21 protein-coding genes and 1 pseudogene are annotated in these 18,703 nt (G+C 56.7%); 14 read left to right on the forward strand and 8 right to left on the reverse strand.

The window, feature by feature from the left end:
* The coding region (locus tag JWR17_RS25920) for an SDR family oxidoreductase (protein ID WP_299836181.1) at positions 1 to 252 on the forward strand (252 nt) is incomplete at its 5' end.
* Between the two features lie 216 nt (positions 253 to 468).
* Here the strand turns inward: JWR17_RS25920 and JWR17_RS25925 are convergent.
* The gene (locus tag JWR17_RS25925) at positions 469 to 915 is read right to left on the reverse strand and encodes a helix-turn-helix domain-containing protein (RefSeq protein WP_299836183.1); all 447 of its coding nucleotides are present in this window, start codon (positions 913 to 915) and stop codon (positions 469 to 471) included.
* Between the two features lie 304 nt (positions 916 to 1,219).
* Between JWR17_RS25925 and JWR17_RS25930 the strand changes: the two genes are divergently transcribed.
* The 7 genes from JWR17_RS25930 (at position 1,220) to JWR17_RS25960 (ending at position 7,758) form a co-directional block, all read left to right on the forward strand.
* A complete protein-coding gene (locus tag JWR17_RS25930) occupies positions 1,220 to 2,092 on the forward strand; it encodes an NmrA family NAD(P)-binding protein (protein WP_299836184.1) in 873 nt (290 codons plus the stop codon).
* A 53-nt stretch (positions 2,093 to 2,145) separates the two neighbouring features.
* Complete coding sequence (locus tag JWR17_RS25935; RefSeq protein ID WP_299836186.1) at positions 2,146 to 2,511, forward strand: DoxX family protein; 366 nt, start codon at positions 2,146 to 2,148, stop codon at positions 2,509 to 2,511.
* A 334-nt stretch (positions 2,512 to 2,845) separates the two neighbouring features.
* Complete coding sequence (locus tag JWR17_RS25940) at positions 2,846 to 3,520, forward strand: GntR family transcriptional regulator (protein WP_299836188.1); 675 nt, start codon at positions 2,846 to 2,848, stop codon at positions 3,518 to 3,520.
* A 97-nt stretch (positions 3,521 to 3,617) separates the two neighbouring features.
* Positions 3,618 to 4,424: an ABC transporter substrate-binding protein gene (locus JWR17_RS25945; RefSeq protein ID WP_299836190.1), complete on the forward strand. Its 807-nt coding sequence runs from the start codon at positions 3,618 to 3,620 to the stop codon at positions 4,422 to 4,424.
* Between the two features lie 23 nt (positions 4,425 to 4,447).
* The gene (locus JWR17_RS25950; protein WP_299836192.1) at positions 4,448 to 5,215 is read left to right on the forward strand and encodes an amino acid ABC transporter permease; all 768 of its coding nucleotides are present in this window, start codon (positions 4,448 to 4,450) and stop codon (positions 5,213 to 5,215) included.
* A 1-nt stretch (position 5,216) separates the two neighbouring features.
* A complete protein-coding gene (locus JWR17_RS25955) occupies positions 5,217 to 5,996 on the forward strand; it encodes an amino acid ABC transporter ATP-binding protein (RefSeq protein ID WP_299836194.1) in 780 nt (259 codons plus the stop codon).
* A 151-nt stretch (positions 5,997 to 6,147) separates the two neighbouring features.
* On the forward strand, positions 6,148 to 7,758 hold the full coding sequence (locus tag JWR17_RS25960; RefSeq protein ID WP_299836196.1) for a gamma-glutamyltransferase family protein: 1,611 nt from the start codon (positions 6,148 to 6,150) through the stop codon (positions 7,756 to 7,758).
* Positions 7,759 to 7,927: 169 nt separating this feature from the next.
* On the opposite strand, the gene JWR17_RS25965 is transcribed toward JWR17_RS25960, so the two are convergent.
* From JWR17_RS25965 to JWR17_RS26415, 7 genes and pseudogenes are all read right to left on the reverse strand, one after another.
* Entirely contained in the window at positions 7,928 to 9,292 is a 1,365-nt protein-coding gene (locus JWR17_RS25965) for an ATP-binding protein (protein WP_299836198.1), read from the reverse strand.
* Positions 9,268 to 9,933 carry a response regulator transcription factor gene (locus JWR17_RS25970; RefSeq protein ID WP_299836200.1) on the reverse strand — a complete coding sequence of 222 codons (666 nt, stop codon included), beginning with the start codon at positions 9,931 to 9,933 and terminating at the stop codon, positions 9,268 to 9,270. Before JWR17_RS25970 ends, JWR17_RS25965 begins: the two co-directional genes overlap by 25 nt.
* Before the next feature lie 135 nt (positions 9,934 to 10,068).
* The gene (locus JWR17_RS25975; RefSeq protein ID WP_299836201.1) at positions 10,069 to 10,512 is read right to left on the reverse strand and encodes a hypothetical protein; all 444 of its coding nucleotides are present in this window, start codon (positions 10,510 to 10,512) and stop codon (positions 10,069 to 10,071) included.
* Positions 10,513 to 10,539: 27 nt separating this feature from the next.
* Entirely contained in the window at positions 10,540 to 11,304 is a 765-nt protein-coding gene (locus JWR17_RS25980) for a hypothetical protein (RefSeq protein ID WP_299836204.1), read from the reverse strand.
* A gap of 151 nt (positions 11,305 to 11,455) precedes the next feature.
* Positions 11,456 to 11,629, reverse strand: a pseudogene (locus tag JWR17_RS25985) (DUF892 family protein); the annotation flags it as partial.
* Positions 11,630 to 11,637: 8 nt separating this feature from the next.
* Positions 11,638 to 12,516, reverse strand: a complete 879-nt coding sequence (locus JWR17_RS25990; protein ID WP_299836206.1) for a manganese catalase family protein — start codon at positions 12,514 to 12,516, stop codon at positions 11,638 to 11,640.
* Between the two features lie 600 nt (positions 12,517 to 13,116).
* Positions 13,117 to 13,272, reverse strand: coding sequence for a PSPA7_2676 family Cys-rich small protein (locus JWR17_RS26415; protein WP_366944197.1), 156 nt, complete (start codon positions 13,270 to 13,272; stop codon positions 13,117 to 13,119).
* 356 nt (positions 13,273 to 13,628) lie between these two features.
* On the opposite strand from JWR17_RS26415, the gene JWR17_RS25995 reads away from it, so the two are divergent.
* From JWR17_RS25995 to JWR17_RS26020, 6 genes are all read left to right on the forward strand, one after another.
* Positions 13,629 to 14,126 (forward strand): CinA family protein, encoded by a 498-nt coding sequence (locus JWR17_RS25995; protein ID WP_299836208.1) that lies wholly within the window; start codon positions 13,629 to 13,631, stop codon positions 14,124 to 14,126.
* 28 nt (positions 14,127 to 14,154) lie between these two features.
* The gene (locus tag JWR17_RS26000) at positions 14,155 to 15,222 is read left to right on the forward strand and encodes a M42 family peptidase (RefSeq protein WP_299836335.1); all 1,068 of its coding nucleotides are present in this window, start codon (positions 14,155 to 14,157) and stop codon (positions 15,220 to 15,222) included.
* 51 nt (positions 15,223 to 15,273) lie between these two features.
* Positions 15,274 to 15,582 carry a hypothetical protein gene (locus tag JWR17_RS26005; protein WP_299836211.1) on the forward strand — a complete coding sequence of 103 codons (309 nt, stop codon included), beginning with the start codon at positions 15,274 to 15,276 and terminating at the stop codon, positions 15,580 to 15,582.
* Between the two features lie 451 nt (positions 15,583 to 16,033).
* The gene (locus tag JWR17_RS26010) at positions 16,034 to 16,327 is read left to right on the forward strand and encodes a hypothetical protein (protein ID WP_299836213.1); all 294 of its coding nucleotides are present in this window, start codon (positions 16,034 to 16,036) and stop codon (positions 16,325 to 16,327) included.
* Positions 16,328 to 16,674: 347 nt separating this feature from the next.
* A complete protein-coding gene (locus JWR17_RS26015) occupies positions 16,675 to 17,526 on the forward strand; it encodes an SRPBCC family protein (RefSeq protein WP_299836215.1) in 852 nt (283 codons plus the stop codon).
* Positions 17,526 to 18,695: a zinc-dependent alcohol dehydrogenase gene (locus JWR17_RS26020; RefSeq protein WP_299836218.1), complete on the forward strand. Its 1,170-nt coding sequence runs from the start codon at positions 17,526 to 17,528 to the stop codon at positions 18,693 to 18,695. Before JWR17_RS26015 ends, JWR17_RS26020 begins: the two co-directional genes overlap by 1 nt.
* The last annotated feature ends 8 nt before the right edge of the window (positions 18,696 to 18,703 follow it).

Consider the following 18,703-nt stretch of genomic DNA (forward strand, 5'->3'; position numbering starts at 1 on the left):
CGGACCTGGGCGGAGGACCTGAAGGGCACCGGCATCCGGGTCAACGTGCTGTCGCCCGGGGCGACTGCGACCGAACTCGCCAAGGAAGCGCTGGGCGAGGAAGGCCAGAAGGCCTACGCCGCGATGACTCCGCTCCAACGCATGGCCGATCCGGCGGAAATCGGAGCGGTGGCCGCCTTTCTCGCGTCGTCGGACAGCAGCTTCATGACCGCCAGCGAAGTCGCCGTCGACGGCGGCCTGGCGCAACTCTGACGCGCTACGCCCACCCTTTTCTAACGGTTAGCAAGCGCATATCTTCCGGAAACCCTCGACGCGTGATGCGGTGGAACTGTGCCAGGTTAACGAACAGCAGCGGCGTCAGGCACTAACGTTGGCGCTGACCAAGCAGCAGCCGATCTTAGGTACGGGTGTACTGGTAGGAGGTGACAGCGTGCCAGTTTGAGTTGTCACCCTTCCCGGTTGATGCTGTCAGGCGGCACCTTCGATTGAGCAGGCAAAGTCTGACGCGGGGGCATCACCGGGCGTGCCGTCAAAGCGGGCGCGTGCGGCATGGATGTCGCCATAGCAACGGTCCGCCCAATCGATGAGGCCCGCCATCGGGTCCAGCAGCGATTGGCCTAACGGGGCCAGACGATATTCGACGCTCGGCGGCTTGGTTGGAAAGACATGGCGGGTGATCAGTCCGTCGCGCTCCAGATCGCGCAGGGTCTGAGTAAGCATGCGTTTGGAGATATCGCGGATAGCGCGGTGAAGCTCGCTGAAGCGCTGCGGTCGCATCGCGAGAGCCATGATCATGAGCATGCTCCATTTGTCGCCGATACGGTCGAGCACATCTCGAACCGGGCAGTGCACGGATTGGGACTCGCCCAATGGGTATTGGCTGAATCTTTCAATCGCACTCAATGCGTTGCTCATGCGCAATTCCTCGAAAACTGTTGGTTACAAAAAACTGCCTCCTTACGGCATGCAGCAGCGGTCTCTATAGTAGACCTACCCCAGCTAATAAGCTCCAGCTCACGGAGTCTCCATGTCCCCATCTGTTCCCGCTCGCTTTCTCGTGTGCCGGCGTACAGGTGGATCACCCTTGGAGCGCCTTCGACGTCTGGCGGTTGGGCGGGGCTATGGCTTGGAATCACTTGCTCCAACTAAAGCGTATCGGTAGCAATGCCTGCCTGTTAGTTGGCCTTACGTACAAATCCTAAAGATCAGGAGAGCGCTCATGTTTTTAGTCATGGGAATTACCGGAAAAGTTGGCGGCGCAACGGCAAAACATCTGTTAGCGCAAGGCAAAGAAGTACGCGCGCTCGTCCGCAATCGTGGAAAGGCGGCGATATGGGCCGACCAAGGTGTGCAACTGGTAGACGGCGACTGGAATGATTCGGCAGCCATTGAGATGGCGCTTAGAGGCGTCGAAGGCGCGTTTGTCATGTTGCCAGCTGAATGGGCGCCGTCGCCTGATTACAAAGAAGCGAAGGCTGTGATTGCAAACTACGTCGGTGCGCTTGCCCAGGCAGCACCGCCGCGGGTGGTAGCACTCTCATCAATGGGTGCAAACAGAACCAGCGGGTTGGGGATGATCACGGCCCTGTCGCTTCTGGAGCAAGGATTTCGCGACCTGAAATTGCCGATAGCCTATGTGCGCGCCGGTGGATTTTTCGAAAACTTCCTCTACGGCCTACAGGTTGCCCAGGGCGGCACGCTCCCCGTCTACTACAACCCGACGGATCGGAAATCGACCATGGTCGCGACCAATGATATCGGCGCCGAGATCGCAGCGCTTCTGACCGGGCCGACCTGGTTGGAGCATCGGGTCATCGAGCTCGGTTCGATGGTCAGCGCGGAGGAAGTCGCGACACAACTGGGTGAGGTCTTGAAGATCGACGTCAAAGCTTTTGCTATCCCACGGGCCGGGTGGTCGGCGGCGTTCGAGCAGTTCGGCATCCCTAAGGGCCGGACGGGACCGGCCGAAGCGATGTTTGACGCCGTCAACTCAGGCTGGATGGACCTCGGGGTCGAGGGCACGGAGCACGTCCCGGGCGCGACGTCCGCCCGCGATGTTTTCGCGGCGGTTCGGAAGGCCGCTACAACGTAGGTCTTCAACTGCTGCATTCGTCGGCAACACACTCATCATCTAAGGTTGGACAAATGTCTAAAATCTCTTGGGGCCACGTCTTACCCTTAGCGCTTGCCGCTTTCTTTGTCGTGGGTTCACTCAGCAACATCTTCGCCCCAGTATCTATATACGAGGAATACCTGAAATGGGGCTACCCGCGCTGGTTCCATTTCGTGACCGGATCGCTGGAACTCACTGCTGCCATTCTGCTTTTCCGGGCGCCGAGTCGCCTGTTAGGCTCGGCGCTCGGCGGCACTGTCATGGTTGCCGCCCTCGCGACCGTTATTATCCACGGCGAATATGGGCACGCTGTGGCGCCACTCATCTTCGCGACACTGTCATGTGTGGTCGGCTGGATAAGCTGGACCAAGCGGATTGCATTGCAACCTACAGGTTGACCAGACACCACACCCAGCGCTTGCGCTGAACCCAAGCAGGTTTGCCCGCCAGTATTAAGGTCTGATCCATTCAACAACGCGGCCCAAGTGGCCGCGTTGTTGTTAGTGGCGGCACGGCCGGCATGCCACGAACAGCGCCGATGCAAAACCATGCACCACCCCGAGGTGCGCTTCGTTGGTGCTTCTTTAAGTAGCAACCGCGAGTCACCCTCTGCCCACTGTTTAGAAAATAAACGCGTGCATTCAAACGTTTAACGTTAACGCCTAACCATGGCACAGCGTTTGCTTGACTGAATTTATGGATTATTGGATACAAAAATTCAAAGGTAACGAGATGCGACCTGTAACTGGATATGCCGAACGTCAGCCAGTCACGGCCGAAGAGGAGGCTTACGCGTTCTTGTTGGATGCCATCTGCAAAGGCACGTATCGGATGGGCGACCGGCTAATCGCCGAGGACATTGCCGGCGAAATCGGCATGAGCCGCATGCCGGTGCGTGAGGCTTTTCGGCGTTTGGCAGCAGACGGGCTGGTAGTGCTGCGCCCTAATCGCGGCGCGGTAGTCAGCGAGTTGGATGTCGAGGGAATGCAGGAGGTGTTCGAGATGCGGAGCGCGCTAGAGGGACTCGCCGTCCGCGTCGCGGTGTCAAAGATCACCGACCGTAACCTGGCTCATCTGGAGCGACTGCTCGAAGACATGGACGATTATCGCGATGAAAGCGAAGAGTGGGTCAGTCGCCATCGCGGTTTCCATGAATACCTGTGCAGCCTCAGCGGACGACCAAGGCTGATGCGCCAGATTTCCAGCTTGTACATGGTGATCGAGCCGCACATGCGTGTGTGGCTGGAGCACGTGGAAAAGCCCTTGAGCGCACGAGAAGAGCACGCTGTGATTCTCGACGCTCTGCGTTCCCGGGATGCCCAACTGGCCGAGCGAGTGCTACGCGAACACATTGAAGGCACGGTCCCGAGCCTGATCGCCTTTGTGCAAACCCACCCAGGGCGCTAAGCGCCATAAATGAGCGGCCTCAGAGTCCGCCGTCGACACGTCGTGACGTTCAGTACTGCCGCGGTTAACCCTCAATCACTGCAATCGGAGTTTCGTCATGCATAAACCAAACGCCTTGGCTGCCCTTGTTTTCCTGGCTCTTTGTATATCGATGGCCACGGCTGCGCCTACGGTGCCGGATCGTTTGCAGAAGGTCGACAAGGTCACCTACTGCTCTGGGATGGACTCACCGCCGCTGGTGTCATTCGATGCGAGCCAAAAGCCTGTCGGACTGACCATTGATCTTGGCGTAGAGATCGCAAAGCGTCTGGGCGGCAAAAAAGTTGAATGGCGCGTGATTCCGTTCTCGGGCTTGGTGCCAGCGTTGTTGGCGCAGCAGTGCGACATGATCGTCGACCAGCTTTTCGACAAACCCGAGCGACGCGAAGTAATCAACATCGTTAATTACATGTACTCAAGCCAGTCAGTCGTCGTGCCCAAAGGTAACCCGAAAGGCATCAAGTCTCTCGACAGTCTGTCCGGGCACAAAGTCGCGGTGCTCAACGGTTCGACCATCAAGACGCTGCTCGACGCTCAGAACGAAACCCTCGTCAAGGCTGGCAAGCAACCGCTCAAGCTGGTGGTCTATAACACGGATACCGACGCCTTCCAGGCATTGCGCATCAACCAGGTCGACGCCTACGGGACCACCGTCGAGACCGCGGGTTTTTACGCCAACATGGCGCCGGATCTGTTTCAGGAAGGAGTACCCGCCTTCAGCCGCATCTTGACCGGGCTGGGCATCCGTAAGGACGACCCGCAACTGACCACCGCCGTACAACAAGTGATCAGCGACATGCGTAGCGACGGCAGCTACACCCAACTGCTCGCCAAATGGCACGTGGAAAGCGACAAGCTCGATTAAGCCAAGCCTACCGGGGTGAGTCGATGAACTTTAATTGGGATGTATTCTGGCAGTACCTGTTGCAGCCCAGCGGGGTCTATCTGACCGGGCTGTGGCTAACCTGCCTGATCAGCGTACTGGCAATGCTAATGGGCTGCGCGCTGGGGCTGATGGCGGCGCTCATGCGTCTGTCAAAGAACCCGCTGCTGAATTGGCCTGTGCGTTTCTACGTTTGGTTGATGCGCGGCACGCCGCTGCTGGTGCAGATTGTCTTTCTCTACACCGCGTTGGCGGCGGGCGGCATATTCCGTTTCGAGGACATCGACCTGGGCTGGTTTGTCGTACCGGGCAACATCCAGGCCGCAATCATCGCCTTGGGATTGAACGAAGGTGCTTACATGGCCGAAATCATTCGTGCCGGGATCGGTGCCGTGGACAAAGGCCAGTATGAGGCCGGACGCTCACTGGGCATGACCTTCGGCAAGCTAATGCGGCGTATCGTCCTCCCGCAGGCGTTTCGGGTAATCGTTCCGCCACTTGGCAATGAGTTCAACGTCATGCTCAAGAACACTACCCTGGTAAGTGTCATCGGTGTGCAGGAACTGCTGCTCAGCACGCAAATGGTGACGTCGGCTACCTTCCGCGTCTTCGAGTTGTACCTGGTAGTGGCTATATATTTCCTGATGCTCACCACGCTGTGGGGCTTTTTTCAACGCTGGCTCGAGCATCGATTTGGACAGTCGGATCGTCAGCCGCCGGCGGCCGGGCGGATGTTCGGACGCAGCGCAATGAAACTGCTGAGGGGACGCTGATATGGCGCAGAGACGTGAGGAGCTGGTCATCGAAGCGCTGGATATTCACAAGTCCTTTGGCGATCTAGAGATTCTTAAAGGAATTTCGCTGCAAGTGCGGCGTGGTGAAGTTGTGGTGCTGATCGGCGCTTCGGGGTCGGGCAAGACCACGTTTATTCGCTGCATCAATTTGCTGGAGGAGATTCAGTCTGGCCGCATCCGCGTCAACGGTAACCCCATGGGCTACCGCGAGCTTGCCGACGGGAGTCTGGTGCGAGATTCGGAGCGTAACATCGCTCGTCAACGACGGGATATCGGGATGGTGTTCCAGCGTTTCAATCTGTTTCCGCACATGACCGCGCTTGAAAATATCATCGAGGCGCCGATTCATGTGCTCGGTGTGTCGCGTGACGCAGCGCTGGCTCAAGCCCATGGACTTCTGTCGCGGGTGGGTCTCGCGGATAAGGCAGCGCATTACCCCTCCATGCTGTCTGGCGGCCAACAGCAACGTGTAGCAATTGCCCGTGCGCTGGCAATGAAACCGCAAGCGATGTTGTTTGATGAACCCACCAGCGCATTAGATCCGGAAACAGTAGGCGAAGTATTGCAAGTGATGAAGGAGTTGGCTGAGGAGGGCATGACCATGGTGATCGTGACCCACGAAATGGGATTTGCCCGAGAAGTGGCCGACCGCGTGGTGGTGCTCGATCAAGGGGAACTGATTGAGCAGGGGCCGCCGGAGCAAATATTCACACGGCCCAGTCACCCTCGGACTCAGGCTTTTCTCAGCCGCGTGCTGTAACGAGTGTTACCTGGGGAATCGTTCCTGGACGACGAGGTGACAGCTACACCGTCATCTCCTTCGATTGACCGGACAGCCTATAGCGGCCGGCTTCCCGACCTTGAACCGGGTAAAGCTGGCCACCGAATTTCGTTTATAAAGAGCATTTGCGATGTTGAAATATTCTGCCCACGAGTACCCCTATCCGTCGCAGCGCCAATGCGTGTTCGGACGCCGCGGCATGGTGGCCGCCTCGCAACCGCTTGCGGCCCAGGCCGGGATGGAGGTGATGCAAAAGGGCGGCAATGCCATCGATGCCGCCATCGCCACAGCCGCCGCATTGACCGTGGTCGAGCCCACGGGCTGCGGCATTGGCGGTGATGCGTTTGCGCTTGTCTGGTGCAAGGGACAACTACACGGTTTGAATGGCAACGGCCACGCTCCAGCGGCGCTTAGCATCGACGCGGTCAAGGCGGCGGGACATGAGCAGATGCCTCTCTATGGATGGACGCCAGTAACGGTTCCAGGCTGTCCTTCGGCTTGGGCCGAGCTGTCAAAGCGCTTTGGCAAGTTGCCGTTCGCCGAGCTGCTGAAGCCGGCGATAAGTTTAGCGCGAGACGGTTTTCCGCTGTCTCCCGTGGTCGCTCATCAATGGCAAATCGCGTTCAACGAATTCAGCGCGCACCGCACCGCCGCGCTGGAGAGCTGGTTCGAGACGTTCCTCATCGAGGGCCAAGTGCCGAAGGCGGGTGAGTTGTTCCGTAATCCAGCTCAGGCGAAAACCCTGGAAGAATTGGCAGCGACTGAATGCGAAACCCTTTATCGAGGCGCCTTGGCGCAAAGGCTTGACGCTCATGCGCGTGCTACGGGGGGTTATCTACGAGCGGAGGACTTGGCAAACTTTCGCGCGCAATGGGTTGATCCCATCAGCATTAACTACCGTGGCTACGACGTCTGGGAAATCCCGCCGAGCGGCCAAGGGTTGGTAGCGTTGATGACCCTGAAGATTCTTGAGGGCTTTAATTTCGATCATCGCGACAGTCAGTTGACCTGGCACCGTCAATTGGAAGCCATGAAGTTGGCTTACAGTGATGGCTTGCACCACATCACTGACCCACTGCACATGAAAGTGGCGGTGGCCGATCTATTGACCGACCGTTACAGCGCCAAACGTCGGGCAATGATAGGTAAGCGGGCCCTTGACCCACGGCCGGGCGACCCCCACGCCAGCGGCACGGTCTATCTGGCGACCGCAGATGCGCAAGGCAATATGGTGTCGTTCATCCAGAGCAACTACCATGGCTTCGGATCCGGGGTGGTGCTGCCCGACAGCGGTCTGGCATTGCAAAACCGTGGTCAGGAATTCAGCCTCGATCCAGCGCACGCCAACTGCCTGATGCCCGGCAAGAAGACTTTTCACACCATCATTCCTGGTTTCCTTAGCAAGGACGGCATTCCAGTCGGTCCATTTGGCGTCATGGGGGGTTACATGCAACCCCAAGGGCACGTACAGATGGTCATGAACCTCGTTGATTTCGGCCTTAATCCACAGGCCGCTCTGGATGCGCCGCGCTGGCAGTGGCTTGGGGGCCTGAAGGTCGGGATTGAGCAGGGCGCGTCAAGAGACCTGGCCGCAGCACTCGCCAGGCGCGGGCATGACATCAGCATCGCCTATGACTACACGGACTACGGTCGAGGGCAGATTATCGTACGCGATCCAGTTACGGGCGTGCTATGCGGCGGGACCGAGCCGAGGGCAGACTCGCACATCGCGGCGTGGTGATCGCATTTGATCAGGGGCTGGTTTATGCATGGAGGATTGGAGAAGTCGCGGTTGATCAAGTCGGCATGCGAAGCGAAGAGCTCCGCACGCCGTATTCAACCATGGTCAGCACTAAGCCGTCTTTTTAGCCGAGCTGTTGCAAACCGGCGTCAAGGTTCGAAATTGAGTGTCAGCGTCGATATGAGCCTCGTCCGCAATGAGGCAGCCACACCGATACGCACAATCCGCTTTGCGCCTTTTCATCGTTGAACCCCAGGCGAACGTCTGCGCCTGTACGGTCCGCTATCGCCTTAACGATGGACAGACCCAGCCCGGAGCCAATCTGGTGGCTGCCAAGGCTTCTATAGAAGGGATCAAACACCCGCTCCTGTTCCTCGGGCGGGATACCCGGGCCGGAATCCCTGATTTGCAGGCGAACCGCGTCCTGCTCGATGTCGACGTAAAGGTCGATTTTTCCCCCTGGCGGCGTATAACGAATCGCATTGTCGACGAGATTTTTCACCAGCATGATCAGGTCGATTTCGTGCATAAGCACGTATGCATCGTCTGCACCCTCGACGCCAATATCGATCTGCTTAGCCTCGGCCAGCTCCAGCAGATCTTCGAGGACACGGGCGTACACCGCGCGTACCGACACCGGGACCGCTGACGCCGGCGATACCGACTGGGCCTTGGCCAGCGTCAGTAATTGATCGATCAGGTATCGTCCGCGTTCGATCCCCCGCTGCAACGGCAACAGCCGTTCACGGGCCTCGACAGGCATGTCAACGCTGGCCAAACGCTCGGCTTGCAAGGACAGGGCAGTCAGCGGAGACCTCAGTTCGTGAGCGGCGTCGGCTACGAACCGGCCCTGGGCCTCCATGGACTGGCGCACCCGTTTGAATAAGCGATTGATGGCGACGACAAATGGCCGAATCTCCGCCGGTAGATGGCTTTCATCGATTGCGTGCAATGCTTGTTCAGGGCGCTGGTCGATTTCAGAAGACAACGTGGCGATGGGTTGGAACAATTTGCGCACCAGATCGGCAACTACCAGCAACAGCACAGGAAATAAAATCAAAAACGGCAGCAGGCTTCGCAACGCGCTTTCGCGGGCGTCCTTGTCGCGGCCGCCGATTTCCTGGGCCACGGCGATACGGTCGCCGTGCTCAGTCGTCTTGACCAACACCCGATAGGGTTCGCCGCCTACGTCGAGGGTTGAAATGCCGTCGGAGAGCGTCGTCGGCAGGGGCAGGGGCAACCAGGCGTCGCCTTGCTCAACGGCCTTGCTGCCGTCGGCCAAATACTGAACGGATACTCTTGATTCGTCGTCGTCTTCGACCCCGCTGCCGGGGTATCGCAACGTCATCTGCTGTCGATCAACCAGCACCGCCACCTGACGCAGGGTGGCGTCCTGCATCTCGTGGGCTTCATCCAATGCTGATACGAACGCGAAAATGCCAGCCAGAATCGCGACGATCAAAATGGCTAATGACAGGGCGATGGACAATCTGAGTTGGATGGACTCGCTCAAGCGTTTTTTGAAACCATCCATCCCACACCTCGCACGTTCTTGATGACATGGGTTCCCAATTTGCGACGCAACGCATGGATCAGAAATTCGACGGCGTTGCTTTCCACTTCATTGCCCCACCCGTAGATGCGGTCTTCAAGATCGGCGCGGGACAGAATCGCCCCCGGCCTGATGAGCAGCGCCTGAAGCAGGGCGAATTCCCGGTTGGATAGCTGGACGCCAGGGGTCTGCTCAGTGCTCGCTTCCTTTGACATCGGGTCCAGCGATACCACGCCGTTACCCAGCACCGGTTGCGCGCTGCCGCCTTTACGACGTAGAACGGCGCGCATGCGGGCGAGCAGTTCTGCCATATCGAAAGGCTTGAGCAGGTAGTCGTCAGCGCCGCCGTCCAAGCCGCGCAGGCGGTCGTCGAGACTGTCACGAGCTGTGATGATGAGCAACGGGACAGGGTTGTTCTTGCCACGAATGCTGGTGAGCACCGCTTGTCCATCCTTGCCGGGCAGCCCCAGATCAAGGAGCACCAGATCGTAGTGCTGGGTGTCAAGGGTGGCGAGGGCAATAAGGCCATCCTTGACCCAGTCAGCAGCGTAGCTGGCATCTTTCAACGCACCCTGAATGGCCTCTCCAATCATCAGATCGTCTTCGACGAGCAGTATCCGCACCTGTCTTTCTCCGTCTAAAGCAGCCAATGAGGAAGCGCGATGTCATTGTCGATTTGCATCGCAATGAACATCGCGCCGAGACAGATCATGTGCCGAGAACCGTTTTACTGTCGACCAAACATACCACCCACCTGGTCATTTTTTCCCTTGCAGAGAATCGAACACTTTAAGGAGGTCATCCATGGCGGCTTTGCAGTCGGCCTGGTTTGGGCTGCTAGCACGCAAAGCAGAAAGCGCGCGGTCAATGGCTTTGTCCAAGACATGCCAGTCGCTGGCGGCGCGGGGTTTAATTCCGGCTTCGGCTGAATCCCAGCTGGATTCCAGGTCTTTGATCCGGGTTTTGGCGCTCGGCAGATCGTTCTTGTCGACACGTCCGGCCACGTCCACAGCGATGCTGCGGAACTCAGACAGATCGCCGAGTTTGGAGGTGGACTCTTGAGTAGCGTCAGCTTGCGAAATCACGGCTCCAGCGGCAGGTTTCGGTTTGTCAGCAGGTTTGGAACAGCCGGCGGCTATGCTCAACAGGAAGATCGAAGACACGATGGCAACATGGCGGACAGCGTTTTGAAAGTAGCGCATGAGTATTCCTCGATGGCGGTTGAAAAATTATTGAGTGATGTGTTTGCGATTGCTGACGTTGGTCTGCGCCACCACCACCAGAATCAGAATGACGCACAAAAAAATGGCACTGGTCCAGGTAGCGCCCATGCCCAGGCCGCCGTAGGTTTTGGCTTGGGTCAGCAGGTCGCCCAGGGACGCACCGAACGGCCGGGTCAGGATGTAACCGATCCAGAACGTCAACACAGCATTGCCGCCCATACGCCATGCGGCGAAGGTGGCGGCGATCAGCGCGCCGAAGATCACCGCGCCCAGCGTGAAGCCCAATCCGAGCGCCTCGGTCGCCAGATCGCCTGCCGCAGTGCCGAGGGCGAAGGTGCAGAGCACGGCGGCCCAATAGAACCACTCTCGGCGTGGTGTGACGACTTCATGGATGGACAGCGTGTGCTCAACCCGGTACCAGACCAAAAAGAGGGTCGCCAGCAGTACGGAAAACACTGCAGTGCTGGTGTACAGACTGACATCCAGCAAATCCGTGAGCACATCGGTGATCTGGGTGCCGACGATGCTCACCAGCACGACGGTAAGCCAATAAGTCCAAGGGGTATAAGCACGGGTCCGAACTTGACCGAATAACGCGATGGCTAACAGGGTGACCATCCCGATGGTCGTCACGGCGGCGCCCAGACCGACGTCGACCGCGAGGAAATCAGCGAAGGTTTCGCCTACCGTCGTCGACATGATTTTGATCACCCAGAACGATACGGTGACTTCAGGGACTTTATTGAGCCAACCGGCTGTTGTGGCATTCATAGGGATCGCTTCTCCAAGGCAAGGCTGTAATGTGCGCAAGGGAGAAGATACGGAGCGAAACTTAGCTGTGACTGAGGGCGTTGAAATGAGGATGGCTACGGCGGATGGCGTAGGATGCGCCCGCCGTCGGGGCAGGCGCATCCTGGTACGCTTACAACGTTGTCGCTTGGTCTCCGCCTTTTTCTGCGATGGCGGACAATTTTTCTTCAGCACCTTTTTCTTCGGCAAGCGTGTCGGCCAACGAGCTCGCCGCTTCGGGCATACCAGGCTTGGTAGCCATGGCGATCAAGGTGCCGTCGCTGGCGATCTCGTAGTGCTCACCTTTTAGCACTGTCACTCACGGGGAATCGCTTTGCCTGATCCCAAATCTGCGCCGGTGAGCGGGTCTACCGATACATCAGAAGCAGTACGCGTTTTCATAGCGGTTACGGCGTCCATCTCGGCATCGCTGACGCTGCCTGATACCAGTCCATCGCCGCCGTCGACAGCCGGTTGTGGATTTTCCACAAATTCCCATTCCGGGCCTTCGTTCCAAGGGCCACGCAACGCTTCGCCTTGGGACATCTTGAAGTAGACGTTGGTGAACGAAGGGTCGCCCGGAAGCTTGCCTTGAGGAAAGTTAGGCTGGATGGAGTGCAGCGCTTTTTCGAATGACAGCTGGTGAGCTATTTCACGGGTCATCAGGAATTTGAGCGTGTCTTTAATGCCGGCGTCGTCAGTGACATTTATCAGGCGTTCGTATAGCAGTTTCGCCCGTGCCTCTGCGGCGATGTTCGACCTGAGGTCTGCTGTTGGTTCGCCAATGGTATCGACGTAAGCGCCAGACCACGGCACGCCAGCGGAGTTAACGAATGCGGGGCCGCCGCCGTAGAGAATCTGGGTGACGTGAGAATCGTTACCGGATCCAGTCAGCGATCGATAAAGCGTAGCCTCATCTTCAGCGCCTTCGGCCAACAGGCCTTTTGCGCCCTTATTTAGCATCATTACCAAAGAACCGATGATCTCAAGGTGGCTAAGCTCCTCTGTTGCGATATCGAACAGCATATCTTTGCGACCGGAATCATCTTCACCTACCGCTTGAGAAAAATAACGGCACGCAGCCGCCAGCTCACCCTGGGGGCCGCCGAATTGCTCGAGTAAAAGGTTAGCCAGCCCAGGATTGGGCTCAGCTACACGAACGGTGTATTGCAGTCGTTTGTTGTGAATGAACATGTATTTCTCCTCAACTTTCTCTAGGCCATCGTGGCTAAATTCGCGAGCCACCAAGAGGCAGACTCATGGAAAGTGAGAGCGAAAATAACGCGTAGTTCCGGCGCAATGGACGAGCGGCTGAAGGCACAACTCTGTTACTTAACAGAAGTGGGCCACTACGCTACATCGTCTACAGGCTGCAGCCTCTTTTTTAAGTTCAAGTAATGACGGACGGGCAGGTTATAGAAAAATCCCATTGGGACTTTCCGACGAGTTGACCACAGGTGGCCTGAACCCGGTTGACTAGTTTCTCTCATATCAATACGCCCAGCACTTATGCCGGCGGACGGAGATATTTATGAGCAATGACACGAACCCTTCAGCTTCGAACAGTGAGAGCCCAGCGGCTGAGGAAGGACGCACCAGGAGCAAGGAATTGCTTCCTGATGACAACGTAAGTGAAGGCCTTACTGATGATCAGCGGGTAAGTCGCGAGGGCGATTCTGACGAGGAGGGGGCTAGAGTAACGCCAGGCCCGGCAGATGAAGAACGGTTATCTAAATGACAGGAGCCGGTTCGGCATATAAGCCGGAAACGGATGGGGTTGATTTTCCGCTGACGCTAACGGACGGAGCGAAGGGGGGACATTGACTCCAGAGATCGATATCGGCAGGCGCCGCAACGATGACATCGTTGAACAGCAAGCGTTAACCCGTTCCGATCAGCTTTTATCTCATCTGACCAAGTACACCCTCTAAGAAAACATAATGTCGTCATGATTGCTCCTTTAACCTATTGCTGGTAATGCCTACAGGCCTTCAGATTTGCCGTCGAGTCATCGCGGTCTCCTTACTAGACGCGCTGTTTTCTCGCTGCGTTCCGCGGGGTTGATGAACGGCTTACCTTCATTATTGAAGGACCACTTGCCGCCGCTACGTTTCGCGAATGTCTTAGTATCCGCAAGGTGATCTTTCAAGGCTGATTCAGCGCTATGGCGAACTACCGCTAGTCCCTCCGTCTTCAGGCACGCCGGCGATCCCGCGCCCGGTCTCCAACGCATTTATATTTGGGACAAAGGCATTCGGAGTCTGTCCCATTTAAAAGAGTGCATGACTGACTAAGGGGGTGTTCTCATGATTCCAGATGACATCGTTGCGTATTTGAAAGAGCAGTCGCTACTTCTAGCGACAGCGGAATCGTGCACGGCAGGCCGCATCGTGGCACTGCTTGCTCAGGTGCCAGGCAGCGGCTCGTTGATTGAATGCGGCTACGTTGTTTATTCGCCCGAGGCGAAACAGCGGTTGCTGGGCGTAAGTGCCGAAACTATTGAGCGCTTCAATCTGACCAGCGTTGAGGTCGCTCAGGAAATGGCTTTGGGAGCATTACATGACAGTCCCGCCACCGCCGCCATCGCCACTACTGGATTGTGCGGTACTGAGGACGTCGATGGTATTCCCGCAGGCACTGTCTGTTTTGCCTGGGCATTCGTGTGTCATAACCGGGTGAGTGTGTTTACCCGCCGCCACCGCTTTTTTGGCGATAGAGAAAGTCTTCAACACCAGGCGGCGCTCCATGCCCTTCAAGCCTTGCCTGATTTTCATCAACGAGCGCTTGCTGGGGAATCTGCGTGAGTACCCTGTCCAGCCTGGAGGTCATTTTATGAGTGAAACGAGTCTGCTGGAGCAACTGCTTTTCGCACGAGGGCCAGGTGGAGAGGAAGATGAGGTTCGAGAAATCTGCCACGCGGAGCTGCGCCGTCATTGCGATGAAACCTGGACTGACGATGCCGGAAATCTGATCGGCTTGATTCGTAGCATGGCGTCCGAACCGTCTGAAGCGCGAGCGGCGACTTTGATCATGGCGCACCTTGATGAAATCGCTATGGCGGTTAAAAGCATCAGCGATGATGGCTCTCTTCAGGTGACCGCACTCGGCGGGGTCAATCCGGTAAATTTTGGAATGTGCCCGGTGGACATAATGGGTGATGAGCACGTGTGCCCGGGCGTCCTGTCCTTCGGTAGCATGCACGCCACTGCGCAGTCACGCCAAGGAGCGGATGTGCAAAGCGGCAACGTGCATTGGCAAGATGTCCACGTCGTGACCAGACGCAGCACCGAACAGTTGAAGGAGGCGGGAATTCGGCCTGGCACCCGCGTGGTCATGAGCCGACATTGGCGCAAGCCGTTTTATTTGGTAGACGCGGTCGCGGCCCACTTTCTTGATGACAGGGCGCCCGTCGTAACTGTACTCCAGACGGCGGCGGCGCTGGTTGGTCGTCGTGCAGAGCTCAGTGGCGATGTCTATTTCGCGTTCACTACAATGGAAGAGGAAACCAACGCTGGGGCATTATTCGCTGCCCTTCATTTGCCCTGCAAAATAGCAGTTGCTGTGGAAGTGGGCCCCATCGCTGAGGAGTACGGAACAACGCTATCAGTGAACCCCATTATTGTTTCTGGGGACGAGAAGGGACACTACACCCGCGCGATCACAGATTCTTTGATCTACGCAGCGCGCGCTGCGGGATACGAACCCCAAGTTGCGTTGTTGGACGACTTTGCGTCTGATGCCAGCGCGATCTTAAGCGCCGGCGCAATGGGGAAGGCGGGGTGTATTGCTATCCCGACCGAAAATACCCATGGCTTCGAAATAGTGCTTAACGAGGCCATCACTGCGTGCACCGCAACGCTTACCCATTATTTGACCATCACACCCAAATCGGTTGCCTAAGCGACGCCGATTGACTGCCAGCACGGCCGAGACAAGTTGGGGAACGAACGCATGTATTTGATCGAAGTTTTTCTCCCGGTTAACGACAATGACGGTCTCAAACAGCCCGGTCATTTATTCGGGGACGTGCGCAAGGAGTTGGTGCGGCAGTTTGGTGGTATGACCGCTTTTACTCGCAGTCCGGCCACCGGAATTTGGGACGGGGCTGAGAATGGACGGCGTGAAGATGAAATCGTCATTTATGAAGTGATGGCCGATACCTTGGACCGCACGTGGTGGAAAGCCTATAAGGCTGATCTTGAAAAGCGTTTCAGGCAGGACGAGCTTGTCATTCGGTCATCTGAACTTGATTTACTATGACCTTAACGTTTGCCCCGGGCTCCTGTCGCTTCGGCTATCGCAGAAAGTGTCTCCTCCATTTCAGTAATCGAGGTGTGCAACAGCGCAAAGCACTGTGAGAGAGACTGCTTTGTGTCAACGGTCTGGTGACCGGCCAGGTCTGTCACTTCTGCAAGCTCGATCTGCTCGAGACGTTGAACGGAACTTCGGAGCGACCGAAGTAACGTCGCGGTATCTAGACTAGTCGCGGTATTAAGACTATGGGCGTCACTGAGCTTCTTCATAAAAATCCACGAATTCCGCCTGGGTGTTTGTCGGTTGACCGCAAGCTTTGAAAGCCGTTCAAACCGAGCATGTACCGCGGAAAATTCCCGGTGATATGAGCAGTAAGGCCCCGGAGGGTATGGACATTCGTTGAATTTTTTTATAGCGGGGAAGTCGACCTATTAGCCCATTACCCTGGAGACTCATCATGGAAATCAATGAAAATGCGCCTGGAAACATCTCTCAAGGGGGTGTAACGAGCGGTACGGACAACGAAACCGGCTTTGATCGCCAGCGGGATGCAGGCAAGCCGCCGTTGGCTGAGGAGGAAGTCGACCAGTTGGAAGGACATGAATTGATCGAGCCGCGTGAACCAGGCGTCGATCTCCTGTCGGATAATCAAAGTGAGGTTCCACTGTCTCCCAACGACGACATCGATGAGGATATGGCGGATGTCGATATCAATAATTTGGTATCGGACGAGCATCCTGACTCGCGATGATCAATCCTGCCCAACGAGCCCGGCCGTATGTCGGGCTTTTTAATGGCTCGGTTTTGGCCAGAACACTCGTGGACTCTATGAGCCCACGCGCTTGTTCAAGCCACTATTGCTCACGTTCGTTAGTGGTCAGACGAACGGAGCCGTATCAGGTTGAACAATAGGGCGCCGCTCTCGATCACATTTTTGTGACGCTAATCTCCCATCAGGTCAGGGTTTAGCCCGTGCTGTAGGCGGGCTTTTTTTCTGTTGCTTGTGCGTACGAGGTGGCGTGCTTTCAAGGTAATGAATTAGTTGGCTCCGAGGGCGATCGCTGCGTGCATCGTGACGGGCTACAGGAGAATTTGTTTATGACTGAATATCCCTTGGTCGCAACCCGCGCCCGCCTTTCGACGATACACGAGCCCAACCTTACCGCCTCAGAGCGAACGCTCTCGGTCGCGGCAGGCGCAGTCTTACTCATAAATGGTCTGCGCACTGGAGGCTTCGGTGGGATTGCCCAAGCGTGTCTGGGCAGCTACGGCCTGATTCGTGGTGTAACCGGAAACTGTGCATTAAAGAAAGCAGTTGCACCGACCCCGTTCGAAGAAGAGTTTCAAGAACAACGCGGCTGGAGCACCAGTGAGGCAGTGACACGTAGCATCACGATCAACAAACCCCAGGATGAAGTACTGGCGTTCATCAGGGAGCCGCAAAACATCGCGCGCCTTATACCCTGGATTGATAGCGTCCAGTCGACCGACAGGAACACATCGCGGTGGATCGCCAATGCACCTCTGGGTCGAAAACTCGAATGGAATCTCACATTAGCAGAGGTTCAAGCAGATTCATTGCGCTGGAGTACTGCACCGGAAACCAGGTGGGAACATGATATTTCGGTTCAATTCAAGCAAGCCCCTGCCAACCGAGGCACCGAAGTCAAAGTAGTGATTGTTGGCAAGCCACCGCTGGGAACGCTTGGCTATGCGTTAGCCAACGCACTCGCGTTGTTTACAGATAAAGCCCTGCTAAATGTGTTGCGTAGCGTCAAGCAGCAGTTGGAGACAGGTGAAGTCAGCACTAATCACATGCGTCAGGATAAATCGTCGGACCTTTTTCACGTTGACTTAAAAGCTGATGAGAGCGAAGGCAGCGGTGCGTCGCAGCGCCCATCCGTGAGCTCGGTCAAGTCCGGCGTCGCCCTGGAAGGAGGAAACGTCTAATGCGCGCACTAACCTGGCAAGGCCCAAATAAACTGCAGGTCGATAATGTTCCAGACCCGACTCTCCTTAACCCGCGAGACGTGATCATTCGCGTTATTTTGTCATCGGTATGCGGTTCTGATTTACACCTTTTGGGCGGCTATGTGCCGTCCATGGAACCGGGCGATATCATCGGTCACGAATTTCTCGGAGAGGTAGTGGAAGCCGGTTCGGGCGTGACAGGATTTAAAAAGGGCGACAAGGTCATCACTGTCTCAATCATCGGCTGCGGGGACTGCGAGCATTGTCGGCGCAGTGATTTTTCATGCTGTGACAATTCCAACCCCAACCCCAGCGTAACCGACATCGCCTACGGTCAGCCTTGCTGTGGGATCATCGGTTACAGCCATGCATTTGGCGGCTACTCAGGCAGCCATGCTACTTATGTCAGAGTCCCGTTTGCCGACGTAAACCTGTTCGCCGTTCCCGATGGCGTCAGCGATCAGCAGGCAGTGTTTGTGTCTGATGCGGCGCCTACGGGCTATTACGCGGCGGACAACGCTGACATTCAGCCGGGGGATACTGTGGCGGTGTGGGGCTGCGGCGGCGTAGGGCAAATGGCAATTCGCAGTGCTTATTTATTAGGTGCGGAACGGGTCATTGCTATAGACCGTTTCCCGGATCGACTAAAGCTCGCCGAAGTTCATGCGGGTGCGATCATTATAAATTATGAAACCACCAACGTTCACGAAGCCCTGCTGGAGCTTACGGGAGGACGAGGTCCGGATCGCTGCATTGACTGCGTGGGTATGGAAGCCCATGGCACTGAACTTGACTATGCCTATGACAAGGCCAAGCAACTGCTGCGTTTGCATACCGAGCGCGGGACCGTGCTTCGCCAGGCCATACGCGCTTGTCGCAAAGGTGGCACCGTGTCGGTGGTCGGTGTTTATGGCGGTCTGTTGGACAAGTTCCCAATGGGCGCCATCGTTAATAAAGCGTTGACATTGCGCTCTGGCCAACAGCCAGGGCAGCGATATGCCAAGCTGCTGTTCGAGCACATCCTTAACGGTGAGCTTGATCCTTCTTATCTATTAACCCACCCCATGAGCCTGGAGCAGGCACCCGAAGGCTATGCGATGTTCAAGAATAAATCGCAGGACTGTATGCGGGCGGTGTTCCGGCCCTAAACGGAATT

The sequence above is a fragment of the Pseudomonas sp. genome (genome assembly GCF_028293835.1).
Classification (GTDB): domain Bacteria; phylum Pseudomonadota; class Gammaproteobacteria; order Pseudomonadales; family Pseudomonadaceae; genus Aquipseudomonas.

Excerpts from the sequence above, each read along its gene's own strand:
- JWR17_RS26010 (WP_299836213.1), top strand. The coding sequence starts at position 16,034 with ATGGAAATCAATGAAAATGCGCCTGGAAACATCTCTCAAGGGGGTGTA.
- JWR17_RS26000 (WP_299836335.1), top strand. The coding sequence starts at position 14,155 with ATGAGTGAAACGAGTCTGCTGGAGCAACTGCTTTTCGCACGAGGGCCA.
- JWR17_RS26015 (WP_299836215.1), top strand. The coding sequence starts at position 16,675 with ATGACTGAATATCCCTTGGTCGCAACCCGCGCCCGCCTTTCGACGATA.
- JWR17_RS25965 (WP_299836198.1), bottom strand. The coding sequence starts at position 9,292 with ATGGATGGTTTCAAAAAACGCTTGAGCGAGTCCATCCAACTCAGATTG.
- JWR17_RS25955 (WP_299836194.1), top strand. The coding sequence starts at position 5,217 with ATGGCGCAGAGACGTGAGGAGCTGGTCATCGAAGCGCTGGATATTCAC.
- JWR17_RS25960 (WP_299836196.1), top strand. The coding sequence starts at position 6,148 with ATGTTGAAATATTCTGCCCACGAGTACCCCTATCCGTCGCAGCGCCAA.
- JWR17_RS25925 (WP_299836183.1), bottom strand. The coding sequence starts at position 915 with ATGAGCAACGCATTGAGTGCGATTGAAAGATTCAGCCAATACCCATTG.
- JWR17_RS26005 (WP_299836211.1), top strand. The coding sequence starts at position 15,274 with ATGTATTTGATCGAAGTTTTTCTCCCGGTTAACGACAATGACGGTCTC.
- JWR17_RS25935 (WP_299836186.1), top strand. The coding sequence starts at position 2,146 with ATGTCTAAAATCTCTTGGGGCCACGTCTTACCCTTAGCGCTTGCCGCT.
- JWR17_RS25940 (WP_299836188.1), top strand. The coding sequence starts at position 2,846 with ATGCGACCTGTAACTGGATATGCCGAACGTCAGCCAGTCACGGCCGAA.
- JWR17_RS25980 (WP_299836204.1), bottom strand. The coding sequence starts at position 11,304 with ATGAATGCCACAACAGCCGGTTGGCTCAATAAAGTCCCTGAAGTCACC.
- JWR17_RS25995 (WP_299836208.1), top strand. The coding sequence starts at position 13,629 with ATGATTCCAGATGACATCGTTGCGTATTTGAAAGAGCAGTCGCTACTT.
- JWR17_RS25975 (WP_299836201.1), bottom strand. The coding sequence starts at position 10,512 with ATGCGCTACTTTCAAAACGCTGTCCGCCATGTTGCCATCGTGTCTTCG.
- JWR17_RS25990 (WP_299836206.1), bottom strand. The coding sequence starts at position 12,516 with ATGTTCATTCACAACAAACGACTGCAATACACCGTTCGTGTAGCTGAG.
- JWR17_RS26415 (WP_366944197.1), bottom strand. The coding sequence starts at position 13,272 with ATGACGACATTATGTTTTCTTAGAGGGTGTACTTGGTCAGATGAGATA.
- JWR17_RS25950 (WP_299836192.1), top strand. The coding sequence starts at position 4,448 with ATGAACTTTAATTGGGATGTATTCTGGCAGTACCTGTTGCAGCCCAGC.
- JWR17_RS25930 (WP_299836184.1), top strand. The coding sequence starts at position 1,220 with ATGTTTTTAGTCATGGGAATTACCGGAAAAGTTGGCGGCGCAACGGCA.
- JWR17_RS25945 (WP_299836190.1), top strand. The coding sequence starts at position 3,618 with ATGCATAAACCAAACGCCTTGGCTGCCCTTGTTTTCCTGGCTCTTTGT.
- JWR17_RS26020 (WP_299836218.1), top strand. The coding sequence starts at position 17,526 with ATGCGCGCACTAACCTGGCAAGGCCCAAATAAACTGCAGGTCGATAAT.